This window comes from Streptomyces sp. NRRL F-6676 (assembly GCF_000725625.1).
Taxonomy (GTDB): domain Bacteria; phylum Actinomycetota; class Actinomycetes; order Streptomycetales; family Streptomycetaceae; genus Streptomyces.
Window position 1 is genome coordinate 71,139 of record NZ_KL647083.1, and the last position, 23,976, is coordinate 95,114.

General features: G+C 72.1%; 22 protein-coding genes. 9 read left to right on the forward strand and 13 right to left on the reverse strand.

Features of this window, described 5'->3' with window-relative positions:
* Both gnd and IO29_RS31805 read left to right on the forward strand, forming a co-directional pair.
* The gene (gene gnd, locus IO29_RS31800) at positions 1 to 882 is read left to right on the forward strand and encodes a phosphogluconate dehydrogenase (NAD(+)-dependent, decarboxylating) (RefSeq protein ID WP_030378790.1); all 882 of its coding nucleotides are present in this window, start codon (positions 1 to 3) and stop codon (positions 880 to 882) included.
* Between the two features lie 99 nt (positions 883 to 981).
* On the forward strand, positions 982 to 2,445 hold the full coding sequence (locus IO29_RS31805) for a hypothetical protein (RefSeq protein ID WP_030378791.1): 1,464 nt from the start codon (positions 982 to 984) through the stop codon (positions 2,443 to 2,445).
* Positions 2,446 to 2,589: 144 nt separating this feature from the next.
* On the opposite strand, the gene IO29_RS31810 is transcribed toward IO29_RS31805, so the two are convergent.
* The gene (locus IO29_RS31810; RefSeq protein ID WP_030993870.1) at positions 2,590 to 3,183 is read right to left on the reverse strand and encodes a TetR/AcrR family transcriptional regulator; all 594 of its coding nucleotides are present in this window, start codon (positions 3,181 to 3,183) and stop codon (positions 2,590 to 2,592) included.
* A 93-nt stretch (positions 3,184 to 3,276) separates the two neighbouring features.
* Between IO29_RS31810 and IO29_RS31815 the strand changes: the two genes are divergently transcribed.
* Positions 3,277 to 4,200, forward strand: coding sequence for an NAD(P)-dependent oxidoreductase (locus IO29_RS31815; protein WP_420705334.1), 924 nt, complete (start codon positions 3,277 to 3,279; stop codon positions 4,198 to 4,200).
* Here IO29_RS31815 and IO29_RS31820 read toward each other — a convergent pair.
* Positions 4,197 to 4,595: a winged helix-turn-helix transcriptional regulator gene (locus IO29_RS31820; RefSeq protein ID WP_033224516.1), complete on the reverse strand. Its 399-nt coding sequence runs from the start codon at positions 4,593 to 4,595 to the stop codon at positions 4,197 to 4,199. The two genes, IO29_RS31815 and IO29_RS31820, sit on opposite strands and share 4 nt — an antisense overlap.
* A gap of 99 nt (positions 4,596 to 4,694) precedes the next feature.
* On the opposite strand from IO29_RS31820, the gene IO29_RS31825 reads away from it, so the two are divergent.
* A complete protein-coding gene (locus tag IO29_RS31825; RefSeq protein ID WP_030378436.1) occupies positions 4,695 to 5,606 on the forward strand; it encodes an MBL fold metallo-hydrolase in 912 nt (303 codons plus the stop codon).
* Between the two features lie 4 nt (positions 5,607 to 5,610).
* On the opposite strand, the gene IO29_RS31830 is transcribed toward IO29_RS31825, so the two are convergent.
* On the reverse strand, positions 5,611 to 6,033 hold the full coding sequence (locus IO29_RS31830) for a TIGR03618 family F420-dependent PPOX class oxidoreductase (protein WP_030378435.1): 423 nt from the start codon (positions 6,031 to 6,033) through the stop codon (positions 5,611 to 5,613).
* Positions 6,034 to 6,119: 86 nt separating this feature from the next.
* Here IO29_RS31830 and IO29_RS31835 point away from each other — a divergent pair, with 86 nt between their 5' ends.
* Positions 6,120 to 7,304, forward strand: coding sequence for a serine hydrolase domain-containing protein (locus IO29_RS31835; RefSeq protein WP_030378434.1), 1,185 nt, complete (start codon positions 6,120 to 6,122; stop codon positions 7,302 to 7,304).
* Between the two features lie 171 nt (positions 7,305 to 7,475).
* Here the strand turns inward: IO29_RS31835 and ribA are convergent, their stop codons facing one another.
* The gene (ribA, locus tag IO29_RS31840) at positions 7,476 to 8,105 is read right to left on the reverse strand and encodes a GTP cyclohydrolase II (protein ID WP_030378433.1); all 630 of its coding nucleotides are present in this window, start codon (positions 8,103 to 8,105) and stop codon (positions 7,476 to 7,478) included.
* Positions 8,106 to 8,151: 46 nt separating this feature from the next.
* Between ribA and IO29_RS31845 the strand changes: the two genes are divergently transcribed.
* Positions 8,152 to 8,901 (forward strand): creatininase family protein, encoded by a 750-nt coding sequence (locus IO29_RS31845; RefSeq protein WP_030378432.1) that lies wholly within the window; start codon positions 8,152 to 8,154, stop codon positions 8,899 to 8,901.
* Here IO29_RS31845 and IO29_RS31850 read toward each other — a convergent pair.
* The 5 genes from IO29_RS31850 to IO29_RS31865 form a co-directional block, all read right to left on the reverse strand.
* A complete protein-coding gene (locus tag IO29_RS31850; protein ID WP_033224520.1) occupies positions 8,898 to 10,028 on the reverse strand; it encodes a lysylphosphatidylglycerol synthase transmembrane domain-containing protein in 1,131 nt (376 codons plus the stop codon). The two genes, IO29_RS31845 and IO29_RS31850, sit on opposite strands and share 4 nt — an antisense overlap.
* On the reverse strand, positions 10,025 to 11,002 hold the full coding sequence (locus IO29_RS31855) for a class I SAM-dependent methyltransferase (RefSeq protein ID WP_420705335.1): 978 nt from the start codon (positions 11,000 to 11,002) through the stop codon (positions 10,025 to 10,027). The genes IO29_RS31850 and IO29_RS31855 overlap by 4 nt, the downstream gene beginning before the upstream one ends.
* On the reverse strand, positions 10,999 to 12,162 hold the full coding sequence (locus IO29_RS35825) for a glycosyltransferase family 4 protein (RefSeq protein WP_106969698.1): 1,164 nt from the start codon (positions 12,160 to 12,162) through the stop codon (positions 10,999 to 11,001). Before IO29_RS35825 ends, IO29_RS31855 begins: the two co-directional genes overlap by 4 nt.
* A gap of 140 nt (positions 12,163 to 12,302) precedes the next feature.
* The gene (locus IO29_RS31860) at positions 12,303 to 12,701 is read right to left on the reverse strand and encodes a 6-pyruvoyl trahydropterin synthase family protein (RefSeq protein ID WP_030378428.1); all 399 of its coding nucleotides are present in this window, start codon (positions 12,699 to 12,701) and stop codon (positions 12,303 to 12,305) included.
* 197 nt (positions 12,702 to 12,898) lie between these two features.
* A complete protein-coding gene (locus IO29_RS31865; protein ID WP_030378427.1) occupies positions 12,899 to 13,846 on the reverse strand; it encodes a zinc-dependent alcohol dehydrogenase in 948 nt (315 codons plus the stop codon).
* Positions 13,847 to 14,110: 264 nt separating this feature from the next.
* Here IO29_RS31865 and IO29_RS31870 point away from each other — a divergent pair, with 264 nt between their 5' ends.
* Together IO29_RS31870 and IO29_RS31875 are read left to right on the forward strand one after the other, a co-directional pair.
* Positions 14,111 to 14,971, forward strand: a complete 861-nt coding sequence (locus tag IO29_RS31870) for a CDP-alcohol phosphatidyltransferase family protein (protein ID WP_234307434.1) — start codon at positions 14,111 to 14,113, stop codon at positions 14,969 to 14,971.
* 99 nt (positions 14,972 to 15,070) lie between these two features.
* Complete coding sequence (locus IO29_RS31875; protein ID WP_158709277.1) at positions 15,071 to 16,219, forward strand: DnaJ-like cysteine-rich domain-containing protein; 1,149 nt, start codon at positions 15,071 to 15,073, stop codon at positions 16,217 to 16,219.
* 307 nt (positions 16,220 to 16,526) lie between these two features.
* Here the strand turns inward: IO29_RS31875 and IO29_RS31880 are convergent, their stop codons facing one another.
* The gene (locus tag IO29_RS31880) at positions 16,527 to 17,057 is read right to left on the reverse strand and encodes a TetR/AcrR family transcriptional regulator (RefSeq protein WP_030378424.1); all 531 of its coding nucleotides are present in this window, start codon (positions 17,055 to 17,057) and stop codon (positions 16,527 to 16,529) included.
* 90 nt (positions 17,058 to 17,147) lie between these two features.
* On the opposite strand from IO29_RS31880, the gene IO29_RS31885 reads away from it, so the two are divergent.
* Positions 17,148 to 17,813, forward strand: a complete 666-nt coding sequence (locus IO29_RS31885) for a TetR/AcrR family transcriptional regulator (protein ID WP_051707244.1) — start codon at positions 17,148 to 17,150, stop codon at positions 17,811 to 17,813.
* 21 nt (positions 17,814 to 17,834) lie between these two features.
* Here IO29_RS31885 and IO29_RS31890 read toward each other — a convergent pair whose 3' ends face one another.
* The 3 genes from IO29_RS31890 to IO29_RS31900 are packed head-to-tail and all read right to left on the reverse strand — an operon-like array spanning position 17,835 to position 23,955.
* Complete coding sequence (locus IO29_RS31890; protein ID WP_030378422.1) at positions 17,835 to 18,944, reverse strand: DEAD/DEAH box helicase; 1,110 nt, start codon at positions 18,942 to 18,944, stop codon at positions 17,835 to 17,837.
* Positions 18,941 to 20,815: a DUF1998 domain-containing protein gene (gene drmB, locus IO29_RS31895; RefSeq protein ID WP_030378421.1), complete on the reverse strand. Its 1,875-nt coding sequence runs from the start codon at positions 20,813 to 20,815 to the stop codon at positions 18,941 to 18,943. The genes IO29_RS31890 and drmB overlap by 4 nt, the downstream gene beginning before the upstream one ends.
* On the reverse strand, positions 20,812 to 23,955 hold the full coding sequence (locus tag IO29_RS31900; RefSeq protein WP_030378420.1) for a helicase-related protein: 3,144 nt from the start codon (positions 23,953 to 23,955) through the stop codon (positions 20,812 to 20,814). Before IO29_RS31900 ends, drmB begins: the two co-directional genes overlap by 4 nt.
* Positions 23,956 to 23,976: the final 21 nt, after the last annotated feature.

Consider the following 23,976-nt stretch of genomic DNA (forward strand, 5'->3'; position numbering starts at 1 on the left):
ATGCAGCTCGGCCTGATCGGTCTCGGCAAGATGGGCGGCAACATGCGGGAGCGGCTGCGCCGCGCCGGCCACACCGTCGTCGGCTACGACCGCAACCCCGACCTCTCCGACGTCAAGGACCTCGCGGAGCTGGTCGACAAGCTCGAAGCCCCGCGCACCGTCTGGGTGATGGTCCCGGCCGGCAATGCCACCCAGTCCGTCATCGACGAGCTGAAGGACCTGCTCTCCCCCGGTGACACGGTGGTCGACGGCGGCAACTCCCGCTGGTCGGACGACGAGAAGCACGCCGCCGAACTCGGCGTCAAGGAGATCGGCTTCGTCGACGCGGGCGTCTCCGGCGGTGTGTGGGGCCTGGAGAACGGCTACGCGCTCATGGTCGGCGGCAGCAAGGAACACGTGGACCGGCTCCGGCCGATCTTCGACGCGCTCAAGCCGGAGGGCCCGTACGGCTACGTCCACGCGGGCAAGGTGGGCGCCGGGCACTTCTCCAAGATGGTCCACAACGGCATCGAGTACGCCATGATGCAGGCGTACGCCGAGGGCTGGGAGCTGCTGGAGAAGGTCAAGTCGGTGGACAACGTCCGCGAGGTGTTCCGCTCCTGGCAGGAGGGCACGGTCATCCGTTCCTGGCTGCTCGACCTCGCCGTCAACGCCCTGGACGACGACGCCCACCTGGACAAGCTACGCGGTTACGCGGAGGACTCCGGCGAGGGCCGCTGGACGGTCGAGGCGGCCATCGACAACGCGGTCCCACTGCCCGCCATCACGGCGTCCCTGTTCGCCCGGTTCGCCTCCCGGCAGGACGACTCGCCGCAGATGAAGATGGTCGCGGCGCTGCGCAACCAGTTCGGCGGCCACGCGGTGGAGTCCGCGAAGAAGTAGGCCAGGCGGAAGGTGCGGCCGGTCCCGGGGACCGGCCGCACCTTCGCGCCGTCAGGAGGCTGTTGACATCCGGGGCCACCCGGGCAAAAGTCCCCGTTGATGGAGATCAACGAGCTGACGGCGGCCGAGCGGCGCGTGTGGGAGGCGTTCCCCGACGGCGCGGAGGTGGACTTCCGGCGGTCACCGGACGAGGACCCCGCCGACGGCGCCGGCTGGGGTCCCGAACGCACCGTACGCGCCCGGGTGTTGCGCTCCCTGCTCCTGGACGGCCCCGCCCGCGCCGCCGAGATACCCGTACTGAAAGTCATCGGCGCCCGCATCACCGGCCGGCTCGACCTCAAGTACGCCACGATCGACCACGCCGTGGAGCTGAAGCACTGCCACTTCACGGACGGCCCCGCGCTGTACGACTTCCGTGTCCGCCAGCTCAATCTGCGCGGCTCGGTCATGCCCGGCCTGCACGCCGCACGCCTCCAGGTGGACGGCGTCCTGCGGCTGACCGGCTGCCGGATCACCCACCAGGTACGGCTCGGCGGCTCCCGCATCGCCGGAGCACTGTTCCTCGACGAGGCACACCTCACCTCGGAGAACCTGGCGGAGCCGGTGCTCCAGCTCAACCAGGTCACCATCGGCGACGCGCTGTGGGCGCCGGGGCTGCGGGTGGAGGGCGAGACCCGGCTGGAGAGTGCGACGGTGACCGGCCTGGTCATGCTCAAGGACGCCCACTTCCACCACCCCGGGGCGACCGCCCTCCAGGCCCGCAACCTCACGGTGGACTCCGACGTCCAGGCCGGCTGTCTCGTCGCCCACGGCATGCTGAACCTGCGCGGCGCGCGCATCCCCGGCCAACTGAACCTGTCGTACGGCCGGTTGTCCCACCCCGAGGGCACGGCACTGCGGGTGAGCAGCGCGGTGATCGGCGAGCTGTGGCTGCGCGAGCCCGAGCGGATCGAGGGCGCGCTCAACCTCCGCCGCGCCCGTATCGACGCGCTGCACGCGGCGCCGGAGGTGTGGCCCGAGGAGCTGTGCCTGGACGGCCTCACGTACACCACCCTCACCCCGCACGCCCCGGCCGAGCGGCGCCTGACCGTGCTCGAGCGGGACGTGGACGGCTATGTGCCGTACGCCTACGAGCAGTTGGCGGCGGCGTACCGGCGCGTCGGCGACGAGCACGCCGCCCGTACGGTGCAGCTCGCGAAGCTGCGGCGGCATCGGGGGACGTTGCCGTGGTACGGGCAGGTGTGGGGGCATGTGCAGGACGCGACGGTGGGCTACGGGTTCCGGCCGCTGCGGGCGGCCGGGTGGTTGCTGTCGCTGCTGGCGGTCGGCGCGGTGGCGTTCGGCGTGCACCCGCCCGCCGCGCTGAAGCCGGCGGAGGCGCCGCCCTTCAACCCGGTCTTCTACGCGCTCGACCTGATGCTCCCGGTGATCTCCTTCGGCCAGGAGGGGGCGTTCGCACCGGCGGGCTGGTACCAGGCCCTGTCCTACGTCCTGGTCCTGACCGGCTGGATCCTGGCAACGACGGTCCTGGCAGGCGTCACCCGCGCGGTCAGCCGCCAGTAGTTTCCGCGCCCCCTGCTTGTCAGGGGCGCGGGGAACTGCGCGAGAAGCCCCACCGTCGGTCGGCCGACAACGCACCCCCAGGGGATCCAAGGGGCGGAACCTCTTGAAAGGACGGGAAGGGTAGGGGCGGAGGGGGCGGAAAACTCACCGCCCATCCACCGCCGCGTCCAGCGCCACCCCCAACTCCCCCACCACCGCCTCCAACGCCCGCACATCCCGCTCCGCCCGCGCCACCACCACCGCCCCCTCCACCGCACTCACCATCACCACGGCGAGCCCCCCGGCTCGCCCCACCGGCACACCCATCCCCACCAACGCCTCCCCCACCGCCCCCACCCACTCCCCGAACGCCCCCGCCGCCGCCACCCGCGTCGACTCCACCGACTCCGCACACCCCACGGTCGCCGCCACCACCGGGCATCCGCCCGCGAATCCCTCCCGCGCGAACTCCTCCGTCCACTGCCCCACCATCGCCGCGAACAGCCCGCTCGGCGTCGGCTCCGCCATCTCGGCCACGAACCTCGCGACCCGCTTCGCCGCATACCGCCCCGCCCACCGCACCGCCTCGTTGACGAGCTGCTCCTTGCCACCCGGGAAGTAGTGCTGCAACGAACCGCGCGGCGCGTGCGCGTGCGCCACCACGTCCCGCATCCCCGCCCCGGCCACCCCCCGCCGCCGGATGAGCTGAGCGGCGCTGAACACCATCCGCTCCCGAGGCCCCCGCTCGGACTCCGTCATCGTCCACCTCCGCACCCGCCCCGAACCACCCGGAAGCGGGCGGACAGCTTACGACCCCACCCCCACCATGACACCTGTCATAATCACCCCACTATGACAACCGTCATAGCCACACCTCACAAGCACCCGGTGGTCGCCATGCGCACAGTGGGATTCCTCGGCCTCGGCGTCATGGGCACCCCCATGGCCCTCAACCTGGCCCGCGCGGGCACCCCCCTCATCACCTGGAACCGCACCCCGCACAAAGCGGAACCCCTGCGCGCGGCCGGCGCGACGATCGCCGCGACCCCCACGGAGGTCTTCGCCACCGCCGGCACCGTCATCCTCATGCTGGCGAACAACCACGCCACCGACGCCGTACTGGAACGCGGAACCCCCGCCTTCCGCACCCTCACCGCCGACCACACGGTGGTGAACATGGGCACCACCGCCCCCGACTACTCCCGCGCCCTGGCGGCCGACATCCGCGAAGCGGGCGGCCGCTACGTGGAGGCCCCGGTCTCCGGCTCCCGCATCCCCGCCGAACAAGGGACGCTGGTGGCCATGCTGGCCGGGGACGAGAAGGACGTAACAGAAACCGAGCCCCTCCTCGCCCCCATGTGCCGCACGGCCTTCACCTGCGGCCCCGTACCGAACGCGCTCCTCATGAAGCTGTCCGTGAACCTCTTCCTGATCACCCAGGTCACCGGTCTCGCGGAGGCGTTCCACTTCGCCGACCGCCACCGCCTCGACCGACAGCTGTTCCTGGACGTCCTGGACGCCGGCCCCATGGCCAGCGCGGTCTCCCGCATGAAGGCGCCCAAACTCCTGCACCGCGACTTCGCCGTGCAGGCGGCCGCCGCGGACGTCCTGATGAACAACCACCTGATCAGCGACGCCGCCCGCACCACCGGCCTGGCCACCCCTCTCCTCGACGCCTGCCACGCCCTGTTCACCGAGACGGTGGCCCTGGGCCACGGCACGGAGGACATGGCGGCGGTCCTCCACGCCCTGGAAGCCCGCACCCGGAATCTCTAGGCTTCGGCGGCGTCATACCGCTGCTGAGCGGCCTCCAGCGCGGAGGTGTTGTCGCTGAACCAGCTCAGCAGCGCGCACAGCTGCTGCGCCAGGCTCTCTCCGAGCGGCGTCAGGCTGTAGGTGACCTGCGGCGGAACCGTCGGCTCCACCACTCGTTCGACCAGCCCGTACCGCACGGTCGACTTCAGATACTGCGACAGCATCTTCTGGCTGATGCCACCGATGTGCTGGTGCAGGCGGGAGAAGCGCATCGGTCCGGGCACCAGCGCGGCAATGATCAACGCGCCCCACCGGCCGGTCACCTGGGCCATCACCGGACGCGTCGGACAGTCCTTGTCGAACGACGCCGCCGGAAGCCGGGCGAAGACATCCTGGGCCTGCTCACTCACCGCCATGGCACCAGCTTACAAAAAAGTACGTACTTACGAAAGGATACCGGCGGTTCTAGAGTCAGCCCCGAGATCGAGAACCAAGCACGGACGAATGGATCAAAAATGTTTGCGAGCCGCGTATCCCCGGCCTTCCTGGGCTGGGATCTCGGGGGCATCATCGTGCGCCGGGTCGACGAGATCGACATGTCCCCGGAGACCAGTCAATGGCTGCTGCCCGGTGCCACACCGGGACACCTCCAGGATCCCTGGCTGCGACCCGACTTCACCGACGGGGCATCCTTCTCGATGCACGTTCACATCTTCGCGATCGAGGCACACGGCAGACGCATCCTGGTCGACACCGGCATCGGCAACGACAAGCCCCGGCAGATACCCGACGCCGACCACCTGCGGACCCCGCTGCTGCACGCCCTGACCGCCGCGGGCTTCGCCCCGGACACCGTCGACCTGGTCATCAACACGCACATGCACGTCGACCACGTCGGCTGGAACACTCACCTGGCGGACGGGCGCTGGACGCCGACCTTCCCGAACGCCCGCTACCTGACCGACCGCAGGGAATGGGACCACTGGACCACCGCCGCCGAAACCGACGAGGAAGTCGCCCAGGTGCACCGCGACTCCCTGCGGCCCATCCGCGACCACGGCCTGTACGACCTGCTCGACCTCGCCGCCCCGGGCCTCGAGGTGGCCGACGGCGTCCGCCTGGTGCCGACACGCGGTCACACCCCCGGCCACCTGTCGGTACGGCTGACCGGCACCGACCGCACCGCGCTGATCAGCGGCGACAGCCTGCACCACCCCGTGCAACTGGCACACCCGGAGATGGGCAGCGTCGGCGACGTCGATCCCGGCGGGGCACGGACCACCCGCCACCGTCTGCTCACCGAGTTGGCCGGCACGGACGACCTGCTGCTGGGCACCCACTTCACGCATCCCACCGGCGGCCGCGTCCACCAGCAGGATGGCCGGTTCCAGCTCCTGGCCGATCCCCCGGTCTTTCTGGCGAGGTAGGTGCTCAGCGCCTCGGAACGCCGTACACCCGCTCGACCCGCAACCGCAGCACGAGCCGGCGTTCGCGCACCATGGCGGCCCGGTAGTCGTCCCAGTCGCCGTGCTCGCCCCGCACATCGCGGTAGAGGCGCACGAGCTCCTCCACCGTTTCGTCGTGCGGGTCCTCCGCGACGGGCGTGAGATCGGCCGTGCCCTCGGCGACCGCGTACGCCCACCGGTCCGCCGTCGTCACGTGGTACGAGGCCCGCGGGTCCCGCCGCAGATTGCGGGTCTTGGCCCGGTCGTCGGTCAGGGAGATCCGGAGGAGCCGCTCGTCCGGGTAGTACACATGGGCGACATTCGACAACTGCGGCCGTCCGTCGCGCTTGAGGGTGACCAGCACCCCGCCCTTGTGCTCGGCAAGAAGTTCGAGCAGCGCTTCGTCCATGACACCGACCTCCTGAGCGCGGCACCGTCTCCCCACGAGGTACCCGGCAGGCGTCCGGCCACCCCCACCAGGGAAGGGAGACACCCATGAAGGACCTGCGACAAGAAGTGGACCCCACCGAGGCCGGTCTGGACCCCCATGCCCTGACCCGCCTGAACGCCCACTTCGCCCGCGCGGTGAGGGACGCCAGACTCCCCGGCTACCTGCTCTCCCTCTCCCGCCACGGTCACGTGGCCCACCTCACCACCCACGGAGAACGCGACCAGCGGACGCACGCCCCCGTCACCACCGACACCCTCTGGCGCATGTACTCCATGACCAAACCGGTGACATCCGTCGCCGCGCTCATGCTCGTCGAGGCAGGAGACCTCACCCTCGACACACCCCTGGCCGAGATCATCCCGTCCTTCGCGAACCCCCAGGTCTACGTGGACGCCACCCACACCCGCCCGGCCTCTAACCCACTCCTCATCCGCCACCTGATGACCCACACGGCGGGCCTGACCTTCGGCTTCTACCACGACCACCCGGTCGACGCGCTCTACCGCGAGGCCGGCCTGGAGTCCTCCGTCGTCCCGGGCACCACCCTCGCCGAGACCTGCGAGACCTACGCCCGCCTCCCCCTCCAGTTCGACCCCGGCACGGCCTGGAACTACTCGGTCGCGACGAACATCCTCGGCCGCGTCATCGAAACAGTCTCCGCCACCCCCCTGGACGACTTCTTCCGCGACCGTATCTTCACCCCCCTGGACATGCGCGACGCCGGCTTCCACGTCACCCCCGAACAAGCCCCCCGCCTGGCCGAGCTGTACGGCGAAACGGAAACCGGCGGCATCACCCCCGTCCCCGGCCTCCCCCTCCACACCCGCCCCAAGCTCCTCTCCGGCAGCGGCGGCATGGTGGCGACGGCCCGCGATTACCACCGCTTCATGGAGTTCCTCCGCCGCAAGGGCGAACTGAACGGCACTCGCCTCCTCACCTCCCGCTCCGTGACCCTCATGACGTCGAACCATCTCCCCCACCACACCGACCTGCACAGCTACGGCACCCCACCTCACCGCACCGAGACCAACAAGAACACCGGCTTCGGCCTGGGCGTCTCAGTAAGCACCACAGGCACCTACGGCTGGAGCGGAGTAGCGAGCACAACATTCTGGGTGGACCCCGCCCACGACCTCACCGTGCAGTTCCTCACCCAGGTCCGCCCGAAGGGCAGCAACCCGTTCTTCCAGGACCTACGCAGACTGGTCCACGAGGCAGTGACCAGTTGACCGACCGGGAAAGCCGCCCACGAACGGGAGGGGCCGGGCCGGTGCGTCACAAGCCCGTTGCGTACGCCCGGCCCAGGAAACCTCAGCTCCCCCCGGATACGGCCATGTCAGCAGGCAACGGGCGGATGCACCGGCCCGGCCCCGACCCACCACCGAACCGGACGCGCCCCCTCAAGAAGACTGCACCACCGCGTCCAGATGCGGCAGATAGTGATCCAACCGCTCCCGCTTGGTCCGCAGATACGTGATGTTGTTCTCGCACGGCGGTATCAGCAACGGTACCTGCGTCTCGACCTTCACCCCGTGCCGCTCCAACGACTCCCGCTTCCGCGGGTTGTTGGACAGCAACCGCACCGACCGCACCCCCAGATCCCGCAGCATCTCCGCGGCCACGCGGTAGTCCCGCGCATCCACCGGCAACCCCAGCGCGAGATTCGCCTCGACCGTGTCGAGCCCCTCCGCCTGGAGCTTCATCGCCCGCAGTTTCCCCAGCAGCCCGATGCCCCGCCCCTCGTGCCCCCGCAAGTACACCAGCACACCCCGCCCCTCGGCCACGATCTCCCGCAGCGCGGTGATGAGCTGGGGCCCGCACTCGCAGTGCGTGGACCCGAACGCGTCCCCCGTCAGGCATTCGGAATGCAGCCGGACGAGCATTCCCTCCGCCTGCACATCCCCGTACACCAACGCCACTTGCTCGTCACCACGGACGTTGTCCTGGTAGCCGACCGCCTCGAAATCACCGTATTTCGTGGGCAACGGCGCGGTAACCACCCGAGTGACCCCGGCGACAACTTCTGTCATGATCAGTTCCTATCTGAAGAACACATTGAGGAAGGGAAGCCACGAAATGAAGAAAGAAGCACCGACCGACACCACCGGCGTCCTCCCGACCGACACCACCGAGGACGTACGACGCCGGGCCGCCGGCCAGAACCCCCAGGTCGCCGTCCTCCCCATCGGCAGCTTCGAACAGCACGGCCCCTGCCTGCCGTTGGCGACGGACACCCTGGTCGCCTGCGCGATAGCCCGCGCGGTCGCCGCGCGATACCCGGTGCACCTCCTGCCCCCGGTGACGATCGCCTGTTCGCACGAGCATGCGGACTGGCCCGGCACGGTCAGCATCTCCTCCGTCACTCTCCACGCGGTGGTACGGGACATCGCACAATCGCTGCGCCGCTCCGGAGTCGAGGCCCTCGTCCTGGTCAACGGCCACGGCGGCAATTACGTACTCGGCAATGTGGTGCAGGAAGCCACCGCGGCCGAAGGACCCACCATGGCGCTTTTCCCGGCCCCGGAGGACTGGGAATCCGCACGCGAACGGGCCGGAGTCGAGACCTCGTTGCTGACCGACATGCACGCGGGGGAAATAGAGACCTCCCTCCTCCTCCACTGTCATCCCGAGGTGGTCCGCGGTGGATACGAGGCCACCGATCTCGTCGCCGACGACCGCCGGCACCTGCTGACGACCGGCATGGCCGCCTACACGGAATCCGGTGTCATCGGCCGTCCTTCACTCGCCTCGGCGGAGAAGGGGGAACGCATACTCACCGCACTGACCGACTCCTTCGCCGCGTACTTCACCCTGCTGAACCCTTAGGCGTAACGGGAACCCGGCCCCGTCTCCGTCTCCGAATCCGTCACCCCAGGAGGCGACCGGGGAAACGGAACATGGGACAGGACCCGCGAACCGCCGACCCACCGCACCACCAACACGACAACCCCCGGCAGACTCGCCACGAAGCTCAGCACCCCGTACACGACGGCGACACTGAGTCCCGTCCCCGCACCCAGCCCCGCCGCCCCGAACGCCCAGGCGGTGACGCCTTCCCGGGGCCCCCAGCCGCCGACGTTCAACGGCAGCCCCATGGCGATCAACGCGAGCATGGCGAGCGGCAGCAGCCGCAGCGGACTCACGTCGGCCCCGGCGGCCCGCGCGGCAACGAGGAACGTCAGCAGATACCCACCGAGCACGGCGAGGGAAGAGAAGAGCACCCCACCCCCGACCCGCCGGTCGAGCAGCACACCCCGCGCCTCGGCACATTCCGCACGCACAGCCCGCCACCGCGAACCGGAAGCGGAACCGGCATCCGCCCCCGCACCCGCACCCGCACCATCTGCACGCACCGTACGAGGCACACGCCCCGCACGCCCCATCCGCACCGCGGCCACCACAGCCGCCACACCCACGATGACCACCCCGAGCACGGCCACACCGTGCCGCACCTGGTGCACCACGGGCGACTCGACCAGAAGCAGCACCGGCACCCCCGCCGCGACCAACGCGAGCTGCCCCGCCGTCCGTTCCATCACCACGGCCCGCACCCCGCGCCCGAGGTCGCCGGAGTCGCGCCCGTGCCGCACGGCACGGTGCACGTCGCCGAGGACGCCGCCGGGCAGGGCGGCGTTGAGGAACAGCGCCCGGTAGTAGTCGGCGACGGCGTCCCGCAGCCGCAGCCGGATGCCGAGGCGCCGCGCCACCAGGCACCAGCGCCAGGCGCTGAGCACGGTGGTGAGCAGCCCGATGCCGAGCCCGGCGAGCAGCGTCGGCGTGTCGATGCGCCGCAGCCCGTCCAGGAACACCCCGGTACCGAGCCGCCACAGCAGCACGGCGAGGATGACCACCCCGGCCACGCTCCCGAAGTGCCGCCGCACAACCGCCGGCACCCGCGACCGCCCCGCCGCGGCCCCCGCCGCTCCCGTCACCTCCGAAACCGCGGTGGTCACGACACCCCACCCGCCCCCGGCAGCACGAGCACATCACTGTGCCCGACCACGATCCCCAACTCCCCGCCCCCGCACTGGGCGAGCCGCTCCCGCAGATACGTATCCGCACACGCCGCCAGCTCCGGCCGCTGTTCGACGGCCGCGCCGACCCATCCCCGCAGCCACTCCCCCGCCAGCTCGGCGTGCTCGGCCCCGAGCCGCCAGGGGCTGGGGTGCACCCGCACCGTCGCACCGAGGCGGCCGAACGCCTCGCAGGCGGCGGTGACCGCGTCCGGGCCGAGGAGTTCGCCGCGGCGCTGGTGGGCGTCGAACGCGGCGGCGAGTTCCGCGTCGAGCGGGCGGGAGGGCGTCAACTCGACCCGTCCGACGACGGACAGGGTGAGCAGCGCGGGGACGCCCGCCCCGACACAGGCCGCCGCGAGCGTGTCGATCTCCTCGCGGGTGAGCACGTCGAGCAGCGCGGACGCGGTCACGAGGGAGGCACCGGCGAGCACGTCGGCGGTGAGCCGGCCGAGGTCGCCGCGTTGTGTGGTGACCTCGATCCGGCTGCCGTCGGCGGCGGACCGGGGCGCCCCCACGGCGGCGAAGTGCAGCAGATAGGGGTCGCGGTCGTGCAGGATCCAGTGCTGGGGCCCGTCGAGCAGGGGCGCCAGCCAGCGCCCCATGGAGCCGGTACCGCAGCCGAGGTCGTGCACGACGAGCCCGGCCCCGCGCCGGCCCGGCCGGTTGGCGAGCCGGATGCGCAACGGGTCCAGCAGGTCATGGGCGCGCGCGGCGGCGTCGGCGGGCTCGCGCAGCCGCAGCCACCGGGGGGCGTACCGGGGCACGCCCGACTCGTCGTCGACGGGCCCGGCGCCGGGCGCGGGCACGGCGGAAAGCGAACCGACGGGCCCCGCACTCACATCCGCCCCCGGCCCCGCACCCGCACTTACGTGCGCACCCGCATCCGCGTTCGCACCCGCCCCCGTCCTCACGCCGCCTCCCGGGACTCGGGCCGCAACCGGCCCAGTACCGCCGCGAGGCTGCGCGCGGTGGTGGCCCAACCGTCGAGCGCGGCCCGGCGCCCCCGCGCGGCGGCCTTCAGCCGGCGCCGTACGTCCGCCTCGCCGAACCACCCGCGCAGCTCGGCGGCGAGCGCGGCGGGGTCCTCCGGCGGTACGAGGATGCCGGGCACCCCGCCGTCCGGCGCGCGTCCCACCGCTTCGGGCAGCCCGCCCACGTCGGTGGCGAGGACGGGGATGCCCCGGGCGAGCGCCTCGGTGACGGCCATGCCGTAGGTCTCGGCGTAGGAGGCGAGGACCATCAGGTCGGCGGCGGCGTAGCTGGCGTCGAGCGCGGCGCCGGAGCGCGGCCCGACGAGGCGGAACCGGTCGCCGAGCCCGTGCGCGGTGATCAGCTCCTGGACCCCGGCGACATACTCGGGGTCCTGCGTGAGCGAGCCGACGCACACGCAGCTCCACGGCAGGTCGGGGGCGGTCGCGAGCGCCTCGACCAGCCGGTGCTGCCCCTTGCGCGGGGTGACGGACGCGACGCACAGGAGCTGCGAGAGGCCGTCGGTGCCGGAGGCGAGGGGGGCGATGTCGGCGCCGGGGGCAGCGACGTGCACGCGGTCGGGGGCGAGCCCGTGGTGGGAGACGAGCCGGCGTACGGCCCAGTCGCTGGTGGCGATCACCGCGGAGACGGCGCGCAGGGTCTCGCGCTCCTTGGCGTCGAGCGCGGCGGCGATGTCGGCGTCGAGCCCGGTCTCGTCGCCGAGCGGGAGGTGGACGAGGACGGCGAGACAGAGCCGTTCGGCCTCCGGGACGACGACCTCGGGGACGCCGCAGGCGACGAGGCCGTCGAGCAGCACGACCGTGCCGTCGGGCAGTTCGCGCAGGGTGCGGGCGAGGGCGGCGCGGGCGTCGGCGCCGGGGGCGGGCCAGGCGCCGCCGACGGTGTGCTTGACGACCTGCCAGCCGAAGCCGGGGAGGTCGAGGCAGATCCGGCGGTCGTAGGCGTTGCCGCCGCTGGGGTTGGCGGGGTCGTCGACCCCGGCCGGCAGCACGAAGTGCAGGGTGCGCAGGGACATGGGGATGATCTCGGCGTGGGTGGGGACGGAAGCGGGGGCGGCCTGCTGGAAGGGCACGTAGTCCAGCCGCCGACGGACGGCGGGGGCCGTCTGCCCGGCGGTGGGACGGGCCGGCTGTCCAGTGGTGGGACGGGCCGTCTGCCCCGCAGTGGGACGGGCCACCTGCCCCGTGGTGGGACGGGCCGTCTGCTGGGTGATCACGTCACTCACAGGTCACGCTCGTAACTCGCCCAGGCGATGTGCGACTCGTGCAGGGTGACGGTGAGCCCGGTGAGCCCGCGGGCCCCCTCGCCGAGCCGGCCGTCCTGGACGCGCTGGGCGAGCCGGTCGGCGACGACCTTCGCGAGGAACTCCGTCGAGGTGTTGGTGTCGGCGAAGTCGGGCTCGTTGTCGAGGTTGCGGTAGTTCAGCTCGGCGACGACGGCGCCGAGTTCCTGCGTGGCCAGTCCGATGTCGACGACGATGTTGTCGTCGTCCAGCTCGGGGCGGCGGAAGGTGGCGTCCACGAGGAACGTCGCTCCGTGCAGGCGCTGCGCGGGGCCGAAGACCTCGCCGCGGAAGCTGTGGGCGATCATCAGGTGATCGCGGACCGTGATGCTGAACAACGGACGACCCTCCAGGTGCGGTGCGTCTGAGCGCCCGGACGGTACCCCCGTCACGGAGGACGGGAACCCCGGCCGGGCCAGGCATGCCGTGTAGTACGGCCGATCGACGCGGGTTGTTCAGTTGTTCAGCAGCGGCTTCGCCGGTTCACGGGCCGCCACCTGCCGGCGGGCGGCCCCAGCCGTGCCGGCGGGCGGCTTCAGACGTACGTCACCCGGTGGCAGAGCCCGCCGAGTTCGCCCGAGGTGAGCCGCGACAACAGCTCCGGCAGCTCCTCGAAAGAACTGTCTCCGCTGATGAGCGCGTCGAACGCGGGGTCGGCGAGCAGGTCGAGGGCGAGGGCGAGCCGGTCGCCGTACGTACGCCCGGACCGCGCACGGGGCGAGACCGTGCCGACCTGGCTGCTGCGCACGGTGAGCCGCCGGGAGTGGAAGGCCTCGCCGAGCGGCAGCCCGACGATCCGGTCCCCGTACCAGCTCATCTCGACCAAGGTGCCCTCGTGGGCGAGCAGTTCGAGTGAGCGTCGGGCCCCGGCCTCGCTCGCGCTGGCGTGCACGACGAGGTCGCACTCCCCGAGCGCCTCCTCCGGCAGGGCGAAGTCGACCCCGAGCGCGCGGGCGACGTCGGCCCGTCCCGCCTCGGCGTCGACGAGCTGCACCCGCACCCCGGGGAACCGGGCGAGCAGCGCGGCGACGCTGCATCCGACCATCCCGCCCCCCACGACGGCGATGCGGTCGCCGAGCAGCGGCGTGGCGTCCCACAGGGCGTTGACGGCGGTCTCGACGGTCCCCGCGAGGACGGCCCGCCCGGCCGGTACGCGCTCGGGCACGGGGGTGACGGCGGAGGCGGGCACGACGTACCGCGTCTGGTGCGGGAAGAGGCAGAACACGTTCCGTCCCAGCAGCTCCCCGGGCCCCCACTCGACGACCCCGACGCTGAGGTACCCGTACTTGACCGGGGCGGGGAAGTCGCCGTCCTGGAAGGGCGCGCGCATGGCGCCGTACTGGTTCGCGGGCACACCGCCCCGGAAGACGAGGGTCTCGGTGCCGCGGCTGACCCCGGAGTACAGCGCCCGTACGACCACGTCGCCCTCGCCCGGCTCGGGCAGCGCGACGTCGCGGATCTCGCCGAGCCCGGGCTCCCGCACCCAGAAGGCCCGAGCGGAACGTTCCGTGCTTCGTTCGCTTCGTTCGCTTCCTGCGTTTCCTGTGCTTCCTGTGCTTCCTGTGCTTTTCATTTGCGCCCCTCTGAACGATCGACGGATTCCCCACGTACCGCAGCTACAAGAAGTCCCGAAGCACATCACGAAGTCGCGCACAACGTACGCAACGAAGATCGAATCTGTCACTCGACGATCTCGCTGATCTCACTGATCTCGCTGATCTCGACGACACCGGCCGGAGGGTGAGCGGTGGCCCTGAACCACACATACGACGCGAGGCTGTTGCAGCAGGAGACGACCGTGGGGGCGGGCGTGCAGGTGTTGCTGCTGGCCCTGCTGGGCACGGCGACGGGCATGAGTCCGGCGGGCTGGCTGACCGGCCTGGCCTTCGCCCTCGCCACCTGGGCCGTCCTCACCCGCGCCGTACTCCGCTCCCGGCTGACGTCGTTCGGCCCGGCCAACCGGGTCACGCTGGGCCGGGCCACGCTGGTGGGCGGGGTGACGGCGCTGGTGGCGGACTCCTTCGAGACGGCGCCGCCCGTCACGCTCTTCGTGGGGCTGACGGCGGTCGCCCTGATCCTGGACGGCGTCGACGGCAAGGTCGCCCGCCGCACGGGCACGTCGTCGGTGCTCGGCGCCCGCTTCGACATGGAGGTGGACGCGTTCCTCATCCTCGTCCTGAGCGTGTACGTGTCGATGTCGCTGGGCCCGTGGGTCCTGCTGATCGGCGCGATGCGCTACCTGTTCGTGGCGGCGGCCCGCTTCCAGCCATGGCTGAACGCCCCGCTTCCGCACAGCATGGCCCGCAAGACGGTGGCGGCGTACCAGGGCATCGCCCTGCTGGCGGCGGCGTCGGGCTGGCTGCCGTACCAGGCGTCGGCGGTCCTGGTGTCGTCGGCGCTGGGCTGGCTGGTGTGGTCGTTCGGGCGGGACGTGGGCTGGCTGTGGACGGAACGGGCCGACCCGGAGCAGGAACAGGAACAGGAGCAGGAGCAGGAGCAGGAGCAGGAGCAGGAGCTGAAGTCGACGCCGAAGCCGAAGCCGAGGCCGACGGCCGAGGTGAGGACACAGCCGGCGACCTCACTGCCTGAACTGGCAGGCCGAGCCTGAGGAGGACGCACGCCTCCGACCCGCTCAAGGGGGCGGTGGAAGGGAGGCGTGGCCTCCCCTTGTGCGCCCTTTCGTGACGGGGTCCGTCCCGTCACACTGATGTCGTTCGGCGCTGTCCGGCTTCTGCCCCGGGCGGTGGAGGCGCGCCTGGGGGGAGTGAGCGTCGCGGTGACGAACGACGACCCGTCCGACGACGAGGTGCACAAGGCGCTCGACGCGTTCTCGGCACGCGGCCGGCGCAGACGTCCGGGACCGGCTCCGACGGATTTCCGGCTCTCCCGGCTGCATCTGCTAGAGGCCTCCGTCACCCGCCGCATCGAGCAGCGCTCCGAGAGGACGCATCACCGGCCCGGCACCGTCGACCTCTCGGAGCGACCCCTCTACGACGTGCTGCGGGACTACAAGCTCGGCCCGCACGAGAAGCCCGTCGACCGGCCGATCGACCTGGTCAGGCGTGGCACGGTGCATCTCGCGTCCTGCGACTGCGGCAACGGCCGACGGCAGTGCGCCGACTGCAAGGGGATGAGATACCGCCCGTGCGAGCCCGCCCAGACGTGCACGGTGTGCGAGGGTGTCACGGCGTGCACGCAGCTCCTGAAACACGGCGGCCTGCCCAGCACCCCACCACGGCCGGTGAAGCCGGGCAGGGCCGACCGCCCCCAGGAGCGGGTGACCTGCGAGGCCTGCCGGACACCTGACAGCGCGTGCCCCGGATGCCGGGGCTGGGGGAAGGTGAGGTGCACGGAGTGCGAGGCGAGGGGGCGTATCCCCTGCGGTCCGTGCAAGGCGTCGGGCACCGTCGACTGCACCACGTGCAAGGGGCACGGGAGCCTCACGTCCTGGACCGCCGGACGAATAGAGTGGGTCTCCCGGACCCGCTCGGTGCCGCCCCCCGTCCCGAGGCCCCGGCAGGTGGCGTCGGAACTGGGCTCGGCCGGCTGGCGCGAGGACCGGCTCGGCGCCGACGATCCGCTTCCCGACGGCCTCCTCCCTTCCCATCGCTCCGCACTCGAGCCCGAACTGGGTGTACAGCCGGGCGAGAAGGAACGCGAGGTCGTCCTCCGGCGGCTCACGGTCGTCAGGGCGACACCACCCGGCTCCGGCAACCTCGAGCTGTACGTTTTCCGAGACGTCGGCGGACAACTCACAGTACGACGGCGGGTGTCGGAGGAGGGGCGGCGCAAAGCCCTGCTGGCCGTGGCGGCGGCCGTGGCTCTTGTCGTCCTCGTGCTGCTCCTGGCCCATTGACCCGTTTCCGGCAGTGCTCGCGCGCCGTGCCTCCACCGGCCGGGTGGAAGGGTGGAAGCCGTCGGGATCGACGTACTGGGCGGACACGGCGGACGCGGCGGACGCGGTCGCCCCGGCAGGGGAGCCGGGCGCGATCGCCCCGTCCGGAAAGCCGGACCCGGTCTCCCCGGCCGGAAAGCCGGACGCGATCGCCCCGTCCGGCTCCCGGCCCGATGCCGGATCCGCGCGGATGCGCAGCCTGTCGCCGGAGGCGGCGGCATCCTGGGCATGTTCCTCTCCGCCCTCCCAGCGGGAGCCGCCCGCCCACTCAGCGCGGACCGGCCCCGCCCCGCAACCCGTCGACGAGAACGGCGAGCATGCGCTTCCGCCGCTCCCGCCACGCGGCCCCGTCGCCGCCGCTCTCCCAGAGGAACGCCCCGAGAATGAGCACGTCCTCCGCCCCGGCGTCCACCCGCACCTGCCCCGCGTCCTTTCCCGCCGCGAGCAGCAGCTCCAGCGCGGCGAGGACGGGCGGGTGGCACCGTCCGTACCGCCCGCCCCCGTCGGCGATCCGCTCCAGCCACAACCGAAGCGCCTCCAGCGGCTCATGCTCGTCGAGCAGCCGCCCGGCGTCCTCGGCCAGCCCGGCGACCTCCGCCTCGTGGACGGCCAGCAGCAACTCCTCCCGGCCGGAAAAGTGCCGGTAGAGCGTGCCCTGGCCGACCCCGGCCGCCTTGGCGACGGAGGCGAGGCTCGCGGAGGGGTCGGCGGAAAAGGCCGCGCGGGCGGACTCGACGAGGCGTGCGCGGTTTTCCCGTGCATCGATGCGCGGCGCACGCCGCGGGCGGGCAGGGGGCATGGTCCGGCGCCTCTCGCGTTGCCTGGCCTGAGGCCTGCCATCCTGCTCTACTTGTTGGTCGGCTGACAAGTAAGTGAGTAGTCTGACCCCATGACCACCCCCGCCCGCACCCAGAAGCAGCGCCGCGACGAGGCGGAGTCGGCCCTGCTCAACGCCGCCGCCGAACTGGTCGCCGAGCAGGGCCTGCGCTCCCTGACCCTGGCTCGCGTCGGCGAACGCGCCGGCTACAGCAGGGGCCTCGTCACGCACTACTTCGGCTCCAAGCAGGCCCTGGTCGAACGCCTGGCCCGCGCGGCCCAGTCCGGCTTCGTCCCGGGCCTGGAGGACGTGCCCCCCGGCCTGGACCGCCTCCTGCGCCTCATCGACGGCTACCTCGCGCAGCAGGCCAAGCACGCGAGACCGCTGAACAAGGCGTTCCTCCTCCTCTGGATCGAGGCCGCGACCTCCCCTGACCTGGCTCCCCTCTTCCACGACCGCACGGAGGCCTTCCGCAGGGACCTGCGCGAGGACCTCACGGCAGGCCTCACCGAAGGCACCATCCACCCCGGCATCGCCCACACCCTCGACGAGACGACAGCCGCGATCGTCACCCAACTCCGCGGCCTGGCCCTCCAACTCATGGTCGACCGCGAGTCGGTGAACGTGCGCGAGATGCGGACGTACCTGACGGAACACTGGCGTCGGGCGCTGACGCGAGCTCCCGGGCCCCGGGATCACGACTTCGCGGCGGGCGGCGGCAGTTCGCGCACGCCGTAGAAGAGCACGGGGCGGGGCCTTTCAGGCCTTCGGCGACCGCGGCGGTGAGTCCTCCCGCAGCAGGTCCCCCCTCGGCACCCGTGCCAGCACCGGCGGCTCGTGTTCGCCCTCGTAGCCGAGGTGGAGTTCGCGGTGGGCGCGGGTGGCCAGGACGTAGTACGCCATGCGCAGGGTCGCGGACGTGGGGTCCTCGGCGGCGTCGGAGTGGGTGTCGGGGACGACCACGGTGTCGAAGCCGAGCCCCTTGGCGCTGCGGCGGTGGACGAGGACGATGCCGGGCCGGCCCAGGTCGAGGTTGCGGTACTGGCCGCCCCTCGCGTCGGATGTGTAGAGCTGCGGCTTGAGCCGCGGTGCCCGGCGCGACAGGCTGCCCAGCAGGGAGAACTGGGTGTGCTTGGAGTTGGTGATCACGCCGATGCTCCGTCGGGGGTGCTGTTCGGCCAGCAGGATCAGCAGGTCGGCGGCGCCTCGTTCGGGGAAGCGGTGCAGGCGTGGCGGCGGCCCCTGCCGGTCGGGGAGGACCGGCTGCGCGGTGCCGGTGTGGAAGTGGGCGGCCAGCGCGGCTATCTGGGCGGTGTTGCGGTGGTTGCCGTCGAGTTCGTGACGGGTGCAGTGGCCGAGCCGTCCGGTGATCTCCTCCACCGTGGAGTTGGTGTCGGTGAGCCGCTGGTACTGGTCCGCGCAGACCGTCGTGCGGGCGCCCAGCATCCGGCAGAGCGTGTAGAACTCCGGCGGCAGGTCCTGGCCTTCGTCGACGACCAGTGTGAGACCGGGGACGGGACCGGTGCCGGCGGCACGGTCCCAGAGAGCCGGCCAGTCGTACCAGTCGCCGGAGCGCGGCGCGCCCGGCCCGTACCACTCGGCGAGCCACGCGTGCGCGGTCGTGACGCGGACCGAGCGGTCGCCGGGCCCCAGCGCGTGCACCGCCCCGGCGAGCGACTGGCGCAGCAGGTTGGAGTAGGTCAGCAGCGTCACCGGGGTGCCGGTGAGGGCGAGCATGACGGCGCGCTGCACGGCCAGCAGGCTCTTGCCGGTGCCGGGCGGGCCGCTGATCAGGTGGTTGCCGTCGAAGGGGAGTCCGTCCAGGCAGCCGCGCTGGTCCGAGGTGAGGTCGAGGTAGGTGAGGGTCATGCCTGCTCCAGTGCGTCGGCCGCGGCGGCCCGGGCGGCGGTGACGATCGTCTCCAGGTAGCCGGGTACGTGTGCGCCGCCGACGACGAGGGCCCGGTCCAGCAGGGTGTTGCCGGTCTCGCAGCTGGTCTCGGGGAGCAGCGCGCAGGCGTGGCAGGCGGCGCGGTTGAGGTTGCCGAAGCCCTGGCCGGTGTGTTCGGCGCACAGCGGGTCGGCCGAGCACCAGGCGGCGGCCTCGGTCATCCGCAGCAGGGTCTCGGCCAGGCGCGGCGGTTCACCCTGGCGGACGAGGCCGCCGAGGGTGCCCTCGGCGTCCCCGGCGGCGGTGTAGACGAGGATGCCGTACTGGTCCTGTTCGGGGCGGGCGTAGATCCGTTCGCGCAGGCTCGCCGTGGTGTAGCCGGACTCGAAGGAGAGCTGGCGGATCAGCAGGTGGGCGAGGGTGTGCAGAAGCACGAACCGGGGGGCGAGTTCCGCGCCGGTCAGCGCTTCGAGGCGGTCCTTCTGGAAGGAGCGGTCGAGGTCGGCGCGCATTCCGGCCACGTGCGCGCGGACGTCCCGGTCGTCCTCCCACTCCGACAGCGCCGTGCGGTTCAGCGTGAGGAACAGGCCCTCGCCGAACACCTCGACGGCCGGCAGCCACTTCAGCCGGCGGGCGGTGTCGACGGGGACGACGGTCGCGTCCGGGGAGACCCGGGTGAAGCCGGACAGGGCACGCACCTCCCGCAGCCGATCCGCGAGGACGATCCGGCCGAAGCGGTGGCCGAGCGCGGCCCAGGGGTCGGTGGTCTCACCGGCGAGGCCGAGCGTCGTCTCGCGGAGTGCGAAATCCCGGGTGGCGGGCGGTACGGGGGCGATGAACGCGGCCCACTCCTCCCGGCTGAGATCGAGGCGAGCCGCTCCACCACCGGCGTCGGAAGCCGCGCCCGCATCACCGGACGGCCCGCCCGGAGGCGCCGCCTCTCCGGTCTCCTCCTCCAGCAACGCGTCGAGCAGCGCCTCGTCCGCCCCGGTGTCCTCCTGAATGATCGTCCGGTACATGACTGCCCGCGGCGTCCCCGCCACCTGGCACAACGGCACCCACAGATGGTGCGCACGCACCTCGTCCGCGCGAGCGTCGTCCGCGTGCGCGGGCACGTCCGTCTCCGGGATGTCGAGTGCCGAGTGCGTGACCGGGTAGTACAGGTTGCCGGCCGTGCGCTGCACGATCTGCACCGGCCGGACGCAGTCCACCGCGTCACCGGCCCGCTGCCAGGGGTTGCGTCCCGAGCAGCGCATGCCGTGGGTGCCGAGGATGTCGAGCAGATCCCGGCCGGCGCCGCAGCCCTTGGCCGTGCAGACGACGGACAGCGCCTCCAGGCCGGAGGCCCGTTCGGAGACCTGGAAGCGCAGCCGCTCACGTTCGCCGCAGTTGCGGCGTTCACCCGCGTCGCGCTGGGAGTGGGCCCAGAACCACCAGTCGACGTCACTCAGGTGCCCGGCCTGGCAGATCTGCACGAACCGCATGGGCGCCAGGGTCCGCGCCGGTGAGCAGGACGGGCAGCGCGGCGGCTGCCCGGGCTTCTCGTCGGCGATCCGCCACCGCTTCATCCGCCGGCAGGCGCCGCAGAACAGCCAGGACGGGAAGCGGATGTACGGGGCCCCTGGCGCGTCGGGGACGTCGAAGCGGTCGTTGACGGTGGCGGGCGCGGCGTGGAAGCCGCTGACCCCGAGGCGGGCGGCGAGCCGGGCCGACTCGATCCGCTGCCTGCCCCTGGCCGGCCAGTCCCCGATGCCCGTGGCCACGAACGACTCACCCTGGATGTCGAAGACGGCCCCGACGCCGAACGGCACCACCGTCTGCGACTGGCGTACCCGGAGCGTGCGGCTCACAGGTCGGCTCCCTTCACCATGACCTGGCATTCCCGGTCGACGTTGCGCATGGAGTTCGGTGTCTCCCAGAGGCCGTAGTTCTGTTCGAAACTCTTGATCAGGTTGGTCTGTCCCTTGCCCTGGCCGCGGTAGTAGAGCTCGCGGCCGTCCCGGCGGGCCTCGCGTGCGGCGTCCTCCCAGTCGGCGATCAGCCCGGCCAGTTCCTTGCGGACCTCGTCCCCGGCCGACGGCTCGGCCGCCTCGGCCCGGACCGCCAGCTCCTCCGCGAGCGCCTCCACTTCGGGCAGCCGGTCGAGGATCTGTCCGGCCTGGTTCTCGGCGGCGAGCCCGAGCCGGTGCCGTACGAGGACGACGAGCGCGGCGTGCAGCGCCCGCCGCCGCGAGGGCACGGACCAGGGGGTGACGCTGGTCGGCTCGACGTGCCGGTACAGCGAGCGGTGGTAGACATCGAAGGTCTCGTAGTGCGAACGGTCCCTGGGCCGGGTGGCGTTGAAGAAGGTGACGACGAGACCGGGCACGGAGTGCCGGCCCACCCGGCTGGTGGCCTGGATGTACTCGGCGGTGGTCTTGGGCTGGCCCTGCATCAGCATCAGCGCGAGCCGCTTGACGTCGACACCGACGGACAGCATGTTCGTGCAGGGCAGGAAGGACACCGACTGCGGGTCGTCCCACCGCTTCTCCAGCCGGTCGAGCAGCACGGGCTGTTCGGCACGCGGCAGGTTGCTGGTCAGCTCCTGCACCTGGTGGTCCGCCAACTGCCGTACGCCATCGCCGGTACCGGGGTCGAGGCCGGCGAGCTGGGCGGGGATGTCGTCGGCCGCCGCGGTGACGGTGCGGCCGAGTTCGCGCAGGCTGTGGTGGTAGGCGACGAGGGTCCAGTAGGCGTCCCGGTGCTCCTCGGGCAGCTCGTACGCGCCCTGGAGCAGCGCGGCCGCGGTGGCGACGGCGGCGCGGCCGGCGGTGTGTCCCTGAGCCATGACGCCGAGGTAGCGGCGACCGGGGCGGGAGGTGTCGGGTTCGGCGAAGTAGGAGTGACGGGCGTCGAGTCCGGCCGGCGGGAAGAGCTGGACGCCGCCACCGTACAGGGCGCGGACCTGCTCGCCGGAGCGGCGGATGGTGGCCGTGGAGGCGACCACCTTGGGGCCGGTGCCGTCGGGCGCGGTGCACAGCCCGAGGACGGCCGCCTCGTACAGGCCGACGGTGGTGCCGAGCGGGCCGGTGAGCAGATGCAGCTCGTCCTGGATGACGAGGGACGGCGGCAGGTTCCGTACCGATGTCCCGCCCGTGGCCCCGAACAGCCGTCCGGCGCGCGGTTCCCAGGCCAGCCGGGCGAACTTGTCGACGGTGCCGAGGACGAAGGTGGGCGGCCGGTCGTAGAGCTGCTCGTCGACGACGGCGACGGGCAGTTCGTCGTGGAAGACGCAAGTCTCGCGCGGGCAGAAGAAGGCGAAGGAGTCGGCGCCGGCGCGCACTCCGTAGTCGCCGATGTCGGGCGACTTGTGTGCGGGCAGAACGCGTGTGCCGCACCAGGGGCAGCGGTCGAGGATGAACACGTCCTCCGGCCGGGCGGCCTGGCGGGCGTTGTCGAGGGCGGCGCGGGCCTTCTCGTAGGTGTTGGGTGTGGTGGTCTCGCCCACCCACAGACCGATGGAGAAGGGCTCCTCGCCGTACGTGGCCGGATCGGCACGGCGCAGGGTCTCCAGGGCGCAGACGGTGGTGGCGGCGCGCTGGAACTGCTGGGTGGTGAGCAGGCTGAGGGTGTAGCGGCTGAGTACGGCGGTACCGCCGCCGTCGGGTCGGCGGCGGCGCAGCACCATGGCGAACGCGGCCAGCAGCAGGTAGGCCTCGGTCTTGCCGCCACCGGTGGGGAACCAGATCAGGTCGGTGACGGACCGGTCCGGGTGCCGGGGGTCGGACACCCCGTCCAGGGCGAGCAGGAAGAACGCGAGCTGGAAGGGGCGCCAGTCGGCGTCGGCCGCGGGCTCCGCGCCTGCCGGTACGGCGTCCCGGCGGGATCGCCGGGTGCCCGCGAGGTCGGGCGCGGAGTGCCGCATTTGCAGGGCCATCGCGCGGTTGGCGGCGCGGAAGGCGTGCAGCAGCTCGGGACGGCGCGGATCGCACAGGGTGCGGACGCCGGACTCGACGCGGGTGACGGCGGCGTTGATCCGGCCGAGCACCCGGTCGGCGGCGTCGCGCCCCCACTCGGGGATGTCCGCGTTGAGCTGCCCCACGTACCAGGCGCGGTAGTCGGCGGCGAACTCGGCCAGCTCCTCGCGCAGTTGGTCGACGGGAACGTCCGGGTCGGCGAGGTGGCACAGGTTGAGCACAGGTGAGCCGCTGGGGCCGGCCGCCCGTACACCGGTGACCTCCGCCTCGGGGAGCACGGCGGCGCGCAGCCCGGTGACTCGCTCACCCGTCTCGTCGTACCGCTCCTCGACCGCGCATCCGTGGCCGACGGCGTGGGTACGGACGTGCCGGTACTGCAACCGCAGTTCCTGCTCCTCGGGGTCACGGCTGGCCAGGCGCACGCTCGGGTACTGGAGCACCCTGCCGTTCACCGGCCGCCCCTCCAGCTCCACCTGGAACAGCATGCGGTCCCAGTGGGCGGCCCTGCCGAGGCCGGGTTCGTGCGTGGCGGAGTTGACAAGGGCGACGGTGACGAGCTGCCCGGTGCCGAACGCCCGTCGCCGCAGCCGGAGTTCGGCGCGGCCGTCCAGTACGGGAACGTGATCGCGGTCGGGGCCGAGGGTGTGCGTCTCGGCGGGCAGTGGAATGCGCTGCCAGCTCCGGCCGCGCTCACCCGTGCGCGAGCGGGTCGCGTAGTGGGCGGCCGCGCAGACGACCTCCACGGTGTCGGCGTCGGTGTAGAAGCTGAAGCCGAGGGAGGAGGGCAGCCAGGAGTTGGACTCGGGTACGGGGTCCCCGGCCGGTGCGGTGTCCTCGGCCCGCCCCTCCGTCCCCGCCCCCTCGCGCTCCTCAGCGGCGAGGTCCAACTGGCGCTGGAGGTCGGCTTCCTGGGGGTAGAGGGTGCCCATCAGGTACTGGCGGTCGGGCGGGGCGTCGAGTGTCTCGTGCGCACCGCGGGCCGGGCCGACGAGTTGCCGCCGGAGGTAGGAGACGAGTTCGTGTCGGGGATCCATGTCGTTCCTGGTGATCGCGGT

What these genes read in the sequence shown, in the direction of transcription:
- IO29_RS31885 (WP_051707244.1), top strand. Translation starts at nt 17,148, where the DNA reads ATGACCACCCCCGCCCGCACCCAGAAGCAGCGCCGCGACGAGGCGGAG.
- IO29_RS31820 (WP_033224516.1), bottom strand. Translation starts at nt 4,595, where the DNA reads ATGGCGGTGAGTGAGCAGGCCCAGGATGTCTTCGCCCGGCTTCCGGCG.
- IO29_RS31810 (WP_030993870.1), bottom strand. Translation starts at nt 3,183, where the DNA reads ATGACGGAGTCCGAGCGGGGGCCTCGGGAGCGGATGGTGTTCAGCGCC.
- IO29_RS31890 (WP_030378422.1), bottom strand. Translation starts at nt 18,944, where the DNA reads ATGACCCTCACCTACCTCGACCTCACCTCGGACCAGCGCGGCTGCCTG.
- IO29_RS31815 (WP_420705334.1), top strand. Translation starts at nt 3,277, where the DNA reads ATGACAACCGTCATAGCCACACCTCACAAGCACCCGGTGGTCGCCATG.
- IO29_RS31875 (WP_158709277.1), top strand. Translation starts at nt 15,071, where the DNA reads ATGTCGTTCGGCGCTGTCCGGCTTCTGCCCCGGGCGGTGGAGGCGCGC.
- IO29_RS31805 (WP_030378791.1), top strand. Translation starts at nt 982, where the DNA reads ATGGAGATCAACGAGCTGACGGCGGCCGAGCGGCGCGTGTGGGAGGCG.
- gnd (WP_030378790.1), top strand. Translation starts at nt 1, where the DNA reads ATGCAGCTCGGCCTGATCGGTCTCGGCAAGATGGGCGGCAACATGCGG.
- ribA (WP_030378433.1), bottom strand. Translation starts at nt 8,105, where the DNA reads ATGACAGAAGTTGTCGCCGGGGTCACTCGGGTGGTTACCGCGCCGTTG.
- IO29_RS31825 (WP_030378436.1), top strand. Translation starts at nt 4,695, where the DNA reads ATGTTTGCGAGCCGCGTATCCCCGGCCTTCCTGGGCTGGGATCTCGGG.
- IO29_RS31900 (WP_030378420.1), bottom strand. Translation starts at nt 23,955, where the DNA reads ATGGATCCCCGACACGAACTCGTCTCCTACCTCCGGCGGCAACTCGTC.
- IO29_RS31880 (WP_030378424.1), bottom strand. Translation starts at nt 17,057, where the DNA reads ATGCCCCCTGCCCGCCCGCGGCGTGCGCCGCGCATCGATGCACGGGAA.
- IO29_RS31835 (WP_030378434.1), top strand. Translation starts at nt 6,120, where the DNA reads ATGAAGGACCTGCGACAAGAAGTGGACCCCACCGAGGCCGGTCTGGAC.
- IO29_RS31845 (WP_030378432.1), top strand. Translation starts at nt 8,152, where the DNA reads ATGAAGAAAGAAGCACCGACCGACACCACCGGCGTCCTCCCGACCGAC.
- IO29_RS31830 (WP_030378435.1), bottom strand. Translation starts at nt 6,033, where the DNA reads ATGGACGAAGCGCTGCTCGAACTTCTTGCCGAGCACAAGGGCGGGGTG.